Annotated in this window: 11 protein-coding genes and 1 pseudogene; 3 read left to right on the forward strand and 9 right to left on the reverse strand. The window is 70.0% G+C overall.

Features of this window, described 5'->3' with window-relative positions:
- Nucleotides 1–4: 4 nt before the first annotated feature.
- The 5 genes and pseudogenes from BLV39_RS43960 to BLV39_RS04580 all read right to left on the reverse strand — a co-directional run bounded on the left by BLV39_RS43960 (nt 5) and on the right by BLV39_RS04580 (nt 2,644).
- Entirely contained in the window at nt 5–544 is a 540-nt protein-coding gene (locus tag BLV39_RS43960) for a helix-turn-helix transcriptional regulator (protein WP_239083698.1), read from the reverse strand.
- A gap of 41 nt (nt 545–585) precedes the next feature.
- Nucleotides 586–996, reverse strand: a pseudogene (locus BLV39_RS45060) (AraC family transcriptional regulator ligand-binding domain-containing protein); the annotation flags it as partial.
- Between the two features lie 416 nt (nt 997–1,412).
- Entirely contained in the window at nt 1,413–1,832 is a 420-nt protein-coding gene (locus tag BLV39_RS04570; RefSeq protein ID WP_090787623.1) for a hypothetical protein, read from the reverse strand.
- Nucleotides 1,829–2,248, reverse strand: coding sequence for a hypothetical protein (locus BLV39_RS04575; RefSeq protein WP_143049644.1), 420 nt, complete (start codon nt 2,246–2,248; stop codon nt 1,829–1,831). Before BLV39_RS04575 ends, BLV39_RS04570 begins: the two co-directional genes overlap by 4 nt.
- 75 nt (nt 2,249–2,323) lie before the next feature.
- Nucleotides 2,324–2,644 carry a hypothetical protein gene (locus tag BLV39_RS04580; protein ID WP_090787629.1) on the reverse strand — a complete coding sequence of 107 codons (321 nt, stop codon included), beginning with the start codon at nt 2,642–2,644 and terminating at the stop codon, nt 2,324–2,326.
- A gap of 174 nt (nt 2,645–2,818) precedes the next feature.
- Between BLV39_RS04580 and BLV39_RS04585 the strand changes: the two genes are divergently transcribed.
- The gene (locus BLV39_RS04585) at nt 2,819–3,460 is read left to right on the forward strand and encodes a TetR/AcrR family transcriptional regulator (RefSeq protein ID WP_090787631.1); all 642 of its coding nucleotides are present in this window, start codon (nt 2,819–2,821) and stop codon (nt 3,458–3,460) included.
- A 679-nt stretch (nt 3,461–4,139) separates the two neighbouring features.
- A complete protein-coding gene (locus tag BLV39_RS04590) occupies nt 4,140–5,741 on the forward strand; it encodes an MDR family MFS transporter (RefSeq protein WP_090787634.1) in 1,602 nt (533 codons plus the stop codon).
- A 388-nt stretch (nt 5,742–6,129) separates the two neighbouring features.
- Here the strand turns inward: BLV39_RS04590 and BLV39_RS04595 are convergent, their stop codons facing one another.
- The 4 genes from BLV39_RS04595 to BLV39_RS04610 form a co-directional block, all read right to left on the reverse strand.
- Nucleotides 6,130–8,133, reverse strand: coding sequence for an FAD-dependent oxidoreductase (locus tag BLV39_RS04595; RefSeq protein WP_176984771.1), 2,004 nt, complete (start codon nt 8,131–8,133; stop codon nt 6,130–6,132).
- A 54-nt stretch (nt 8,134–8,187) separates the two neighbouring features.
- A complete protein-coding gene (locus tag BLV39_RS04600) occupies nt 8,188–8,583 on the reverse strand; it encodes a TOBE domain-containing protein (protein ID WP_090787637.1) in 396 nt (131 codons plus the stop codon).
- 9 nt (nt 8,584–8,592) lie between these two features.
- Nucleotides 8,593–10,197, reverse strand: coding sequence for an ABC-F family ATP-binding cassette domain-containing protein (locus BLV39_RS04605; RefSeq protein WP_090787640.1), 1,605 nt, complete (start codon nt 10,195–10,197; stop codon nt 8,593–8,595).
- Nucleotides 10,198–10,467: 270 nt separating this feature from the next.
- A complete protein-coding gene (locus BLV39_RS04610; protein WP_090787644.1) occupies nt 10,468–11,778 on the reverse strand; it encodes a citrate synthase in 1,311 nt (436 codons plus the stop codon).
- A gap of 76 nt (nt 11,779–11,854) precedes the next feature.
- On the opposite strand from BLV39_RS04610, the gene BLV39_RS04615 reads away from it, so the two are divergent.
- Nucleotides 11,855–13,078: a LeuA family protein gene (locus tag BLV39_RS04615; RefSeq protein ID WP_090787647.1), complete on the forward strand. Its 1,224-nt coding sequence runs from the start codon at nt 11,855–11,857 to the stop codon at nt 13,076–13,078.
- The last annotated feature ends 3 nt before the right edge of the window (nt 13,079–13,081 follow it).

The raw sequence follows: 13,081 nt of genomic DNA on the forward strand, positions 1-13,081 counted from the left end.
CGCCCTATGTTTCCACGACCGAGCGGCGCCGGTACGCACTCGGTGACACCCCGTTCCAACCGCGGAACGCGCGATGGAACGAGGTCGGGTCGGTGAACCCGAGTAGGAACGCGACCTCGCCGTCGGTGAACCCGGTATCAGCGAGGTATGCGCGGGCGTGCTCGTTGCGCACCTCGTCGAGCAGTCGGCGAAAGGTCGTGCCCTGCTCGTGCAGCAATCGTTGCAGCGCGCGCCCGCTCATCGCGAGGTCCCGCCCGACGGCACTGACGGTCGGCCGCTGGCCGCGCAACCGGTCCGCGATGGCGCGGCGCACGCGGGTGAGCGCGTCGTCGGTGGTGGCCGGCGTGCGTTTCTCCAGGTACGGCAGGAGCGCGCGGAGCAGGTCGGGATTGTGGCTGAGGAACGGGCGAGCGGCGTCGACCGCCCCGAACGCGATCGTGGTGACCGGCCGACCGAGGTGGATCGGGCAGCGGAAGTAGTCGTGGTGCGCCAGGTTGACCGTTTCAGCAATGAGCTCGATCCGACGCGGGGCGAGGTCGGACACCGGGTGGCGCGCCGCGCCACCTCGACCAGGAAGGCGAGCTCGGCGTCGACCAGCACACCGGGCGGACGCTCACCGGGCCAGCGCCATTCAAGCGTGACCAGCCCATCCGAATTGGACAGATCCAGCGTCTCCGGCGTCAGGATGCGCTTGTACGCGGCCACGGTGGCGAGAGCAGCGCCCACCGTCGCGGCGCCGAGGATGGCGAGGAAGAGCGGTTCGGTGTGGTCGGCGCGCAGCGCCTGGGCCAGCCGGATGCCGATCGCCGGGTCGCCGCTCGCGTCCTCGACCGCCTGCCAGAGCGCGAAGTAGTCCGGCACTGTCAGGCGGGCGCCGGGCACGTCGAGCAGGCGGGGTGGCAGGCCGGCCAGGGCAAGCACATCAGCCACTGCGATGCCCTGCTCGGCCAGCGCCGCCGCGAGCCCAACCGGCGGCTTGCAGCGCGCGGATGTCATTGCTCACCGTCCGACGGCGCGGCGGCGAGCCTGATCGGTGGCTTACCGCGGATGAACGCCATTTTGTCACCCGCCAGGCGCTGCGGCGAGCCTTGCCTACCGGCTGACAGCGGTCGGACGTCACTGGTCACCCACCGCGCTGCTACGGCGAGCCATGCCTACCGGCTGACAGCGGTCGGACGTCACTGGTCACCCGCCGGGCCGCTGCGGCGAGCCATGCCTACCGGCTGACAGCGGTCGGACGTCACTGGTCACCCGCCGGGCCGCTGCGGCGAGTCCTGCCCGTGGGCTCACAGCGGTCGGAGGTCACTGGTCACCCGCCGGGCCGTTGCGGCGAGTCCTGCCCGCAGGCTGACAGCGGTCGGACGTCGTCACCGGTCACCCGCCGGGCGCTGCGGCGAGCCATGCCTACCGGGTCACAGCGCTCGGAGGTCACTGGTCACCGGCCGTCCGGCGGCCACGATCGCTGCGGTCAGCAGCAGTCCGAGCAGGTAGTGGCTGGGTATCGCGGCGATGATCGCGACCCGGGCCTGCGTCGTGGCGAAGATGCCGTCGTCGCGAAGCGTCAGCCACATCATCCAGTCGATGGTGGCGCTGCCGAACTGGTAGGCGGCTAGGGCTGCTGCGATTCCCCGGTGCGGTTGGTGGCGTAGCAGCCATGCGATGGCCGCCTGAACGGCCAGCGAGACGCCGAGCAGCTTGAGCGTCCAGTGCCCGTCGGCGTTGAGGCGAAACCCGTACAGCGGCTCGACCAGGCTTGGTGGGGTAAGGGCGACGACCGTGTACGCCGCCTCCACGACTGCGATGATCGTGAGTGCCCTGCTCAACCGGTTCATGCCGGCACCGGGCGCGGCGTGGCCGGGCGGTTGGTGAGTAGCTGCCACGGCGTCCGGCCAAGCACCAGGGGGAGGCCGATGAGAGTGCCTGCCACGAGTACGAGGTCACCAGCCGCGAGCAGCGTGATGAAGGTGCCGGCGCTGTCGCCGAAGCCGAGTGTGAACGTCGCGATCACGAAGCTGAACCGGATAATGCCGTTCCAGAACGGGAACGCGCCGTACTGCTGGAGGTCCATCGCGGACAGCAGCAGCACGATGCCGGCGAACAGGCCCATGAGTGCGGGCAGCCAGACCCAGAAGTCGGAGTACGGCGGTGCGACGCCGAACGCGTCGAGGGCGCCCGGCGTCAGGAAGACGATCACCGCGCTCGCGTTGTACAGGCCGGCGGCGCGGACGAACCAGTTCATGAAGCGCATGACTGGAGCATCCGCGCCGCCGGTGGGGCCGGACAATGGCAAACCGCGCCAGCCGGCTGGCCGAACCCGCCTGCGTCAGTCGGGGGGTGGGGCGTGCATCAACCAACGCATGACGAGCCCGGCGATATACGCGAGGCCGAACGCGACGAACTGCCAGAGGGCATCGTGGCCCCGCCAGGACAGCACGCCCATGTCTCCGGCGATGAAGCCGACGAACAGGAAGTACGTGATGACCGCCAGACCGAGGCTGTAGCGCCAGTCGGGGATCAGGACCGCGCCCACGATCGTCGCGATCGCCAGGCCGGCCATTCCGAGCGGGAGGGGCACGGAGGCCAGCATGATCGTGAGTACGACGACCGCGACGGAGCCGATTCCAAGCTCGAGTCCGGGGGTCACCCGGGGGGTCGTCGGGTGCCGAGTTATTGCCATGCGCCCAGCTCAGCGCGGGTACGATCACGCATCCACGATCTTGACGGGTTCGCTATGCGGGTCGCGCGTGTCTTGACGTACCCCTGATTTGTGCCTTGCTTCACACACTAAAACTTTTCGTGTTGTGCAAGATTGGCCGGTATGGTGTGCGGCGTGAACACCGCACCAGTACTGGGTCGTCGCGACAGGAAGAAGCTGGCCACCAGGGCCGCGCTCTCTGCCGCAGCCCTGCGGCTGGTGGCCGAGCACGGGCTCGAGCACGTCACGGTCGAGCAGATCAGCGAGGCGTGCGACGTCTCCTCGCGGACGTTCTTCAACTACTTCGCCAGCAAGGACGAGGCGGTGCTCGGCAGCGACAGCGAAATCGGCGGCACGCTCGAACTGTTCCGCTCACTGCCGGCCGACATCGGCCTGTTCGAGGCGCTCCGGCTGGCGTTCGTCCCGGTGATCCACCAGATGGAGGACCACCGGGAGATGGTCAGCCTGCGGATGCGGGTGGTCGGCGACAATCCGCAGTTGCTGCCGCGGCTGCTTGCCACCAGCGTTGAGTCCGAGCTTGCGGTGGCATCGGCGATCGGTGATCGGCTCGGGCTGCCTGCCGGCCACAGCTACCCGGGGGTTGCGGCCGCGGTTGCTGGCGCTGCGTTTCGGGTCGCGCTCATGCGGTGGGCCAATGCCGAACCGGTTGAGCGACCGGCGACTCTCGCCAAGTTGGTTGACGAGGCGTTCGACATGGTCGCCAGCGGACTCGCCGAGCCACCACGAGACGGTGGGTCGCGATGAAGGCGTGAGCGGAGAGAAGTGGGCGCAGTCCGAGAACGCGCAGCCGGTCCGGCGGGACTAGCCACCCAGGGGCGTTGGCAATCCCCGGAGGCGGAGCTGTCCCGGAGGGCCGGGCTGCCTGCACAGGCTGAGGTTCGCGGCAAGCTGAGCCTGTGCCGCGGAGGCAGATCCATTCGGGCAGGCTGACCATCCCGACAGTTCGGCTATCCCGATGGGCGGACCGCATCCCGAGGCTGAGCGACCGCTAGAGCGAAGCCGCTGGAACCAGAGCGACCGGCGAAAGCTGAACCACTGCCGACAGGCGTGAGCGAGCGCCGAAAACCTGAACCACCGCCGACGAGCCCGAGTCACCACCGAAGATCACGAGCGACCGTCGAGAAGGCTGAACCACCCCGGAAAGTACGAGCCACTCCGAAAGCCGAGATCCCTCCCGAAAGCCCACCCACGTCGAGAAGGTCGAGCCGCCCACGAGGGGGGCTCACCCCGAGAAGCTGAGCCACCCGCGTGGTTGGCCCATCCCGAGATGCCGGGCCAACCGCAAGGTTGGCCATCCCGAGATGCTGGGTCATCCGTGAGGGTGGCCAACCCCCCAGAAGCTGAGCCACCCCGAGTAATCCGGTCTGAAATCGCGTCCTCTGAGTCGCCGGGCCGGCGCACACCCCTCCACTAAGGACAGTTAATGACCGACGTCACCACCTCGCCCGAGCCGGCCGCGGCGGCTACGCCCGAGTCGCCGGTCGGCGGCCAGGCGCCCGCGCGAATGTCTCAGCGTGAGGTGCTCCAAGCCCTGTCCGGCCTGATGGTCGGGCTTTTCGTCTCGATTCTCGCGTCGACGATCGTCGGCAACGCGCTGCCGCGCATCATTGCCGACCTCAACGGCAGCCAGTCCGTGTACACCTGGATCGTCACCACCGAGCTGCTCGCGATGACCGCCACCGTGCCGCTCTGGGGCAAGATGGCCGACCTTTACAGCCGCAAGCTGCTGATCCAGCTTTCGCTGGCGCTGTTCGTGGCGGGCTCGCTGATCGCCGGCTTCACGCCCAACGTGGAGGTGCTGATCCTGAGCCGGGTCGTACAAGGCGTCGGCGCCGGCGGCATGACCGCACTCGCGATGATCGTCATGGCAGCGATGATCCCGCCGCGGGAGCTGGGTCGGTACTCCGGCATCTTCGGCGCCGTCTTCGGCGTCGGCACGATCGCCGGTCCGCTGATCGGTGGCGTACTCGTCGACACGAGTTGGCTCGGCTGGCGCTGGTGCTTCCTGCTGGGCGTACCGTTCACCCTGCTCTCGATCTTCCTGCTCCAGCGGACGCTGCACCTCCCGGTCGTACGCCGCAAGGTCCGGATCGACTGGCTCGGCGCCCTGCTGATCACCGCGGGCGTCTCCACCCTGCTGATCTGGTCCACCCTCGCGGGCAGCAAGTTCGCGTGGGCGTCCTGGCAGACCGCCGTGCTGGTGGCCGCCGGCATCGTGATCCTGGCGCTGGCTGTGCTGGTCGAGTCGCGCGCCCCCGAGCCGATCATCCCGCTGAACATCTTCCGCAACCGAACCGTTTCACTTGCCACCATCGCCTCGATCCTGGTCGGCGTGGCGATGTTCGGCGGGACGGTGTTCCTGGCCCAGTACTTCCAGGTCGCCCTCGGCAAGTCCCCGACCGTGGCCGGCCTGATGAGCCTTCCGCTGATCTTCGGTCTGCTGGTCTCGTCGACGGTCGCCGGCCAGCTGATCACCAAGACCGGCAAGTGGAAGATCTACCTGGTAAGCGGCGCGCTGGTGATGACCGTTGGCATGCTGCTGCTCGGCACGATCGGCGCTGACACCAGCGTGGTGCTGATCTCGGTGTTCATGGCGATCCTCGGCGTCGGCGTCGGCATGCTGATGCAGAACCTGGTGCTGGCCGCGCAGAACGACGTACCGGCCGGGGAGCTCGGCGCCGCCACCTCGGTGCTGACGTTCTTCCGCAGCATGGGCGGCGCCATCGGCGTCAGCGCCCTGGGCGCGGTCCTGGCGAGCAAGGTCACCAGCGGCCTCACCGAAAAGCTGGGCGCGCAGGCCGGCGGCGGCTCCGGCACCGCAGCGGTCCCGGACCTGAAGGACCTCCCAGAACCGATCCGCCAGATCATCGCCGACGTGTACGGCTCGGCCACCGCCGAACTGTTCCTGATCGGCGCGCCGATCGCCTTCCTCGCCGTGATCGCGGTGGTCTTCATCAAGGAGAAGCCCCTGTCCACGCTGACCGGCGACGAGCGGCTCGCCGCGGAGACGACCGCCGTCCACTAAAAAGTGCGTGAGGCCCCCTTGCCGGTGCGGAAGGGGGCCTTTCGCATGTCCTTGTGCGGGCGACTGGAACGGTTAAGCGCGGCCTGGCAGAGCTGGCTTGAGCGAGTGGCCCGCCGGGGGTTGAGCGCCTCGGCCAGTGCGGCGGTTCTGCGCGTTGGCGACGCCAGAGCGAGTGGAGGCACGGCACGGCAACGCCAGGTACGGCCGGCCCAGGCCAGGGGCAGGCGCGGCACGGCTAGGCGGCGGCATGCTCCGGCCACGCCGGGTTCGGCCAGGCGGACACGGCCAGGCGGCGGCACGGCAAGGTGGCATGGCCACGCGCGGCCAGGCACCGCGAGGCGGAGCGGGCCACGCGCGGCTCCGGGCCGGCTATGTCGCCCTGGTCAGGTCATGCCGTGCGGAGCCACCGAGCGGCGTCGGCGATGACGTAGCCGTTGGTGTTCTCCGTGCGGATCAGCAGGCTGCCGCCAGTGCCAGCCGCAAAGGCATAGGAACCCAGCGACACCCATGACCCACCACTGCCCCGCTGGTCGACCGATCGCGTGGTCACGCCGGCGCTGTGGACGATGTCGATCGGTACGTTGCTGGCCCGGTTCGGGTCTGCGGTCCAGCGCAGGTAGACCGTGTACGTGCCGGCCTCCGGCAGCGACGGCCGGAAGCGTAACCGGTTAACCCCCTTGGCCGTGTTGCCGTCGTGCTCATAGTCGGTCCCCCAATAGCCACCGATCGACGTGCTCGACACCCACGTGCCGGCGCGCGTCACGGACGGGTCGTGGCTGTCCACGACCACTTCGCCCGGCGCCGAGGGTGGCGGCCATTGCAGGAGCTGACCGTCGGCCAGCAGGCGGGCGCGCAACGTGGCGTACGGGACCGCCTGCACCGACGACGACGCGGTCAGGGCCAGCATCGCCGCGGTGGCCGCCGACTGGCCGAGGATCATGAAGACCGGTTCCATACGGATCGAGCCGTACGCGACGTGGCTAGCCGCCAGACACACCGGGACCAGCAGGTTCGCACACTGCGCCTCGGCGGGCACGATCGAGCGGTAGCTGATCCCGTACGGTCCGGGCACGCCGATCTGCACGTCGCCTTCGTTCTTGACCAGCCCGCCCACCACCACCCGCTGGCAGTTGTGGGAGTCCATTGTGTAGCTGGCGAGCCCCACTGGATCCGGAATCGGCGATTGCCCGCGGCAGTTGAGCTCAGTCATGACGTGCGCGGAAATCATCCTGCGGGCCTCGCGGACGTAGAGCTGCGGCGGCCAGCCACCGCTGGTGGTGAACTCGTCCGCGGCCAACCCCCACGACGCGGTCGCCGAGCGGATCGACGCGGGCAGGCGGGGATCGTTGGCCAGGAACCACATCAAGCCCTGCTGATAGGTGCGGTGGTCGGCGGCGATGCTGTCGCGCACCGCGTACGAGGCCGTGGGATACGCGTAGTTGCCACCGATGAGGTCGGTGGAGAACGCGCCGTTGTTGTTCGAGTCCGTCTTGCCGGCGCCGACGCCGTGCGTGGTGAAGAACGGACCGTTCCAGCCAGCCTGCACGTAGCGGAGCAGCAGCTCGTAACGCGCGGCGTCGTAGCCCGCCGGCCGAGGGAACGGAAGACGGGACGCCGCCTGGGTCAGGCACATCCGGTAGTTGTAGGCCTGGATCAGCCCGTCACCGGAGCCGGCCGGCGCGACCGGCGTGGACGAGATGCCCGGCAGCAGGCCCGACGAGGGGCTCCCCGCCACGACATAGGGCGAGACCGGGAAGTTGAACTGGTGTCCACTCCGGACCTGCACACCGTTGATGGTCTCTCCGTAGGTGGCGTTGCTCTCCCGACCCACAGTCCACGACACCCCGGCCCGATCCATCAGGTCGCCCTCGTAGGACGCGTCGACGAACATCAGACCCTGGAACGCCTGCCCGTTATCGCCGATGACCGAGACCAGCCGGTTGCCCGACTTGCTGACCGTCGCCAGCCGCAGTCCGAAATAGACCGGGACACCAGCCGCGGCGAGCATCTCGTCGAACACCGTCCGCGCCACGTGCGGCTCGAAGGTGAACCGGGCGGGGGAGGTCGGGGTCACCGGCGTTCCCGCGTACGCCGCGTGGATCCGTCGGTAGAACTCGCCCGCGATTCCCTTGATGGACGCGGCCGTTCCGCTGTCCGTCTGGCCCAGCCCGCCGGTCGTCAGACCGCCGAGATGGTTCGACGGCTCCAGCACGACCGCCGTCCGGCCCATGCGGCGGGCCTGGATCGCGGCCACCAGGCCACCGGCGGTGGCGCCGTAGACGACGAGGTCGGCGGATACGACCGGCGCGGCGAGCGCCGATGGAGACAGGCCACTGGCGAGGACGGCAAGACCGCCGACGCGCAACAGGCCACGACGAGAGATGGACGGCACGAAGCTCTCCTCCCGGATCGGGGTGAGCGCGCCGCCGCTCGTACATCGATGACTCTAACGCCGTCCGGGCGCCTTCTCCACTACGACGGTCGTCGACTTGATGACGGCCGTGGCCACCGAGCCCACCCGCAGGTCGAGCTCGTCGACCGCTTCGCGGCTCATCAGCGAGACGATCCGGAACGGGCCGGCCTGGATGTCGACCTGCGCCATCACCCCGTCCTTGACCACCGCGGTGACGATCCCGCGCAGCCGGTTGCGGGCCGAGGTCTCGCCACCCTCGGCCTGCTCGTGCTGGGCCCGCGCGAACGCCGCGAGCTCGGTGCCCTCGACCAGCCGGTGCCCGTGCTCGTCGCGCTCGGCGGGTAGCTTGCCGGCGTCGATCCACCGGCGCACCGTGTCGGGGCTGACGCCGAGCAGCTCAGCCGCCTCGCTGATTCGAAACCGCACCACACTGCCACCCTACGCAGCCGGCGGGTCCGACTCACTCAGCGCGCCGTCGAGCCGCAGCCAGCGCGTGATCCCGAGGGTGTGCAGGAAGCCCAGGTCGTGACTCGCGACAACCAGAGCGCCCTGGTACGCGGCCAGCGCCTCGCCGAGCTGGCGCGTGCTGGCCAGGTCGAGGTTGTTGGTCGGCTCGTCGAGCAGCAACAACTGCGGCGCCGGTTCGGCCAGCATCAGCGCGGCCAGCGTGGCCCGGAACCGCTCGCCGCCGGAGAGCGAGCCGACCGGCCGCTGTGCCCGGGCCCCACGGAACAGGAACCGGGCCAGTCGCGCGCGGATCGCGTTGTCACCCGCCTCCGGCGCGAGCCGGTGCACGTTGGCCACAATCGACAGATCATCGTCGAGTACGTCGAGTCGCTGCGGCAACAACCGCACCGGCACGGCCACGTCGACCTCGCCGCGTTCGGCCGGCAACCGTCCGGCGAGCGCGGACAGCAACGTGGTCTTGCCGGAGCCGTTGGCGCCGAGTAGGGCGATCCGCTCTGGCCCGTACACGTCCAGGTCGATCCGCGCACCGTTGCGCAGCACGGCGTCACGCACAACGGCCACCCGGCGCAGCGCGGGCACCGCCGTCGCCGGGAGGTCGACCCGGATCGTGGCGTCGTCGCGGACCGCGTCCTCGGCCGAGGTCAACCGGTCAAGCGCGCTCGCGAGCCGGTCCTCGTGCAGGCCGCGGTACTTGCCGGCGGACACCTGCGCCTCGCGTTTGCGCTGGTTCATGATGGCCTTCGGCTCACGCTTGGTGTCCCATTTCTTCTGGCCGAAGCGGACCCGTCGGGCCAGCGTCACGTGCGCGTCGGCCAGCTCCCGCTTCTGGCGCCGCACGTCGCTCTCGGCGGCCCGCACGGCACGCTGCGCGGCCTCCTGCTCGACGGCCAGCGCGTGCTCGTACTCGCTGAACGAGCCGCCGAACAGCCGTAGGCCGCCGTCGTGCAGCTCCGCGACCTGGTCGGCCAGGTCCAGCAGCTCGCGGTCGTGGCTGACCAGCAGCAGGACGCCGGACCACGCGGCCACCGTGGCGTACAGCCGTTCCCGCGCGGCCCGGTCGAGGTTGTTGGTCGGTTCGTCGAGCACGAGTACGCCCGGGCGGCGCAGCAGTTGGCCCGCGAGCCCGAGCAGGACCGCCTCGCCGCCGGAGAGCGCGCCCACCGGCCGGTCCAGGCCGACGTGGCCTAGGCCGAACCGGTCAAGCGTCTCGCGGGCGCGATCGTCGACGTCCCAGTCGTCACCGATCGTCGTGTAGTGAACCGGATCAGCGTCGCCGCGCTCGACCGCGGCCAGTGCCCGCCGGGTCGCGGCGATGCCGAGCACGTCGTCGACCGGGCGGCCGGCGTCGAGCGTCAGGTCCTGCGGCAGGTAGCCCAGCGTGCCCTCGACCCGGACGGTGCCCCGGGCCGGCGTGAGCGCCCCGGCGACCAGGCGCAGCAGCGTGGACTTGCCGGAGCCGTTGGTGCCGATGAGGGCGGTGCGGCCGGTGCCGAGGACCAGGTCGAGCCCGTCGAACACGGGCTCGCCGTCAGGCCAGGAGAAGGTGAGGTCGGATATCAGGATGGCAGGAGACATGGCGGTCCTCCAGGGTTGTCGGAAACGTCGACAACCTCAGATCCGCATCGGCCCTGCCCCTCTCTGTCCGTTGATCGACTACGTTAGCGCGGCTCAACCGCTCAACTCAATCGATTAACGGGGCAGCCGAGTCCGCGAACGGGCTAGCCGTCCGCGGAGCGGTCCAGAAGGCGGCGCGGCTAGTTCTTCGGTCCGATCAATCGATTAACGGGCAGCCGAGACCGCGAATGCGATAGTCGTCCGCGGAGCGGTCCAGAAGGCGGCGCGCGGCTAGCTCTGCGGTCCGATGTAGACGGCGCGAAGCCGAAGCGGAGTCCGCCGCTCGTACTCTTCCATCGCGTGCGCCAGCCAGCCGGCGACACGGGCGATCGCGAAGATCGCTTCACCGGCGCCGGTGGGCATCCCGGCCGCCCGGGTCAGCGTCGCGAGCGCGAAGTCGATGTTGGGTTCGGGCAGCCGGCGCCGGCTGGCGGCCGCGATCAGCGCCTCGGCGCCGCGCAACACCGGATGGTCCGGCGCTGCGGCGGTGATCCGGTTAAGCAGGGCGCCGGCGCGGCCGTCGCCCGACTTGTAGACCGCGTGGCCGAAGCCGGGAATCCGCTCGCCACGACGCAGCAGCAGCCCGATCGTCTCGTCGGCGTCGGCGGGGTCCGCGACCGCGTCGAGCAGGGCCTCGGCGCCGAGCGAGGCGCCGCCGTGCAGGGTGCCGCTGACCGTGGCGAGCCCGGCGGCGACCACCGCATAGGGGTCGGCCCGGACCGACGCGGCCACCCGCGCTGCCAGCGTCGAGGCGGCCAGCTCATGGTCGGCGAGCAGCACCAACGCAGCCCGAATGCCGTCGATGAACCGGTTCTCCGCCCCGAGCCGAGCCGCCAACCGCCCCGCGATGCTGTCCTCGACGGCCTGGCCCGGAGCGTTGGGGTCAGCCCCGTGGGCCGCGAAGCCCGCCCCGCCGGTCTGGGCGGCGGAGCCCGCGTCGCTGACCACTGCGTCGCTGGCCCGAGCCGCAGAACCCGCCCCCGCGCTCGGGGCTGGGAGGCAGTCGACGATGCCAGCTACCAGCGCCCGCCCGATGTCGACCACCGCACCCGGATCCAGGTTGCCCCGCAGCGGGTCGGTCACCGCCAGCGCAGGCACGACGGCCTGGATCCGATCGAGCAGCAGCACCTTGCCAGGCAGCGCCGCGCCAGCCGCCCGCCCCGCCCTCAGCGCCGCCTCGCCCGCCCGCCACACCCGCGGACCCGAAGAGAGCTCCCCGGTCCACAAAAGCTCAGCGACCGACTCGAACGACGCCGACGAGGCCAGGTCGAGAGCGTCATGACCCCGATAGAACGGCCGGTCCGCGCCGAGCGCGGTGATCCGGGACTCGATCACCACTTCCGAGGCGCCGGTGGGCCGCTGGCGGGGACGGCCGCGCCGGGCCAGGCGCTCGACCTCGGCCGGGTCGAACAGGCTCTGGCCCGAGGGGGACTGGCGGCGGCCGAGCACACCGCGGCTGACGTACGCGTACAGCGTGGCTGGCTTCACACCCAGCCGCTCGGCCGCCTCGGCCGCCGTCAACCAGCCCGTGAGCTGCTCCATCGTGCCTCCGTACTCACGCAGATGTTGATTTTAGTCAACATTGACTGCTCGCAACCCATGCTGTCAACCTGAGGTTATGCCACGCATTCATTTCCTCGACGTCACCAACCGGGACGGCGTGCAGACGGCCCGGACCGGGCTGTCCAAGTTCGGCAAGACGATGGTCAACTTCTACCTGGGAAAGCTCGGGGTCGCGCAGTCCGAGATCGGCTTCCCGTTCCTGTTCCACGAGGTGCCCTATGTGCGGGCGCAGGTGGCGCTGGCCGAGGCGGGCGCTTTCGGTGACCTGCGGCTGTCGGGCTGGACCCGGGCGGTGGCCGGAGACGTAACAGCGTCCACGCCGCTCGGCCTCAAGCACTACAACCTGTCGATCTCGACCAGCGACCAGATGTTGCGCAACAAGTTCCGGGGCAAGTTCGACCGGGCCGCCGTGGTCGCGGAGATGGTCGGCGCGGTGCGGGCGGCCAAGGAGGCCGGCGTCGCGACCGTCGGCGTCAACGCGGAGGACGGCTCGCGGACCGATTTCGGGTTCCTGACCGAGTTCGCGTTGGCGGCGAAGGAGGCGGGTGCCGACCGGGTGCGCTACTGCGACACGATCGGTGGCGAGACACCCGGTCGGATCGGGGAGCGGTTCGCCAAGCTGGCCAGCGCCGTCGGCATGCCGGTCGAGACGCACTGCCACAACGACCTGGGCATGGCGGTGGCCAACTCGGTCGCGGGCGCGCTCGGTGACCTCGACGCCGGCCAGGACGCCTGGATCAACACCTGTGTCAACGGGATCGGTGAGCGCTCCGGCAACGCCGATCTGGTCTCGACGATCCTCGCGCTCCAGAACGGGTTCGGCGTCGCGGACCGGGTGGAGATCGGCGATCCGTTGGACCTGTCGTGGGCACGGCGGTTCGCCTACTGGGCCGCGTACGCCTTCAATCAGCCCTTGGCGATCAACCAGCCGGGGGTGGGGCGCAACGCGTTCGCGCACGAGTCGGGCATCCACGCCGACGGCGCGCTCAAGGACCATCGGAATTACGAGTTGTACGACGAGGATGTGCTCGGCCCGTTCCCGGCGGATTGGCACGAGCGGCGCGGTCGGGTGGTGTTGACCGGCGAATACGGCGGCATGGCCGGTTTCCGGCACGTCATGGACGGGCTCGGGGTCACGGTCGCGGAGCCGGAGCTGACCTTCAAGCTGGTGCAGCTCTGCAACGCCTCGACCGGCCGCCCGCTCACCGACGACGAGTTGCGCCTCATCGCGGCGTATCCGCACCAGTTGGCACTGCTTTATCCCGGTCTGCTGGCGTAACAA

Origin of the sequence: Asanoa ishikariensis, from assembly GCF_900107455.1 — a bacterium.
Classification (GTDB): Bacteria; Actinomycetota; Actinomycetes; order Mycobacteriales; family Micromonosporaceae; genus Asanoa; species Asanoa ishikariensis.

Coding starts and splice junctions, on each gene's coding strand:
- BLV39_RS04585 (WP_090787631.1), top strand. CDS start 2,819: ATGGTGTGCGGCGTGAACACCGCACCAGTACTGGGTCGTCGCGACAGG.
- BLV39_RS04605 (WP_090787640.1), bottom strand. CDS start 10,197: ATGTCTCCTGCCATCCTGATATCCGACCTCACCTTCTCCTGGCCTGAC.
- BLV39_RS04570 (WP_090787623.1), bottom strand. CDS start 1,832: ATGAACCGGTTGAGCAGGGCACTCACGATCATCGCAGTCGTGGAGGCG.
- BLV39_RS04575 (WP_143049644.1), bottom strand. CDS start 2,248: ATGCGCTTCATGAACTGGTTCGTCCGCGCCGCCGGCCTGTACAACGCG.
- BLV39_RS04615 (WP_090787647.1), top strand. CDS start 11,855: ATGCCACGCATTCATTTCCTCGACGTCACCAACCGGGACGGCGTGCAG.
- BLV39_RS04590 (WP_090787634.1), top strand. CDS start 4,140: ATGACCGACGTCACCACCTCGCCCGAGCCGGCCGCGGCGGCTACGCCC.
- BLV39_RS04610 (WP_090787644.1), bottom strand. CDS start 11,778: ATGGAGCAGCTCACGGGCTGGTTGACGGCGGCCGAGGCGGCCGAGCGG.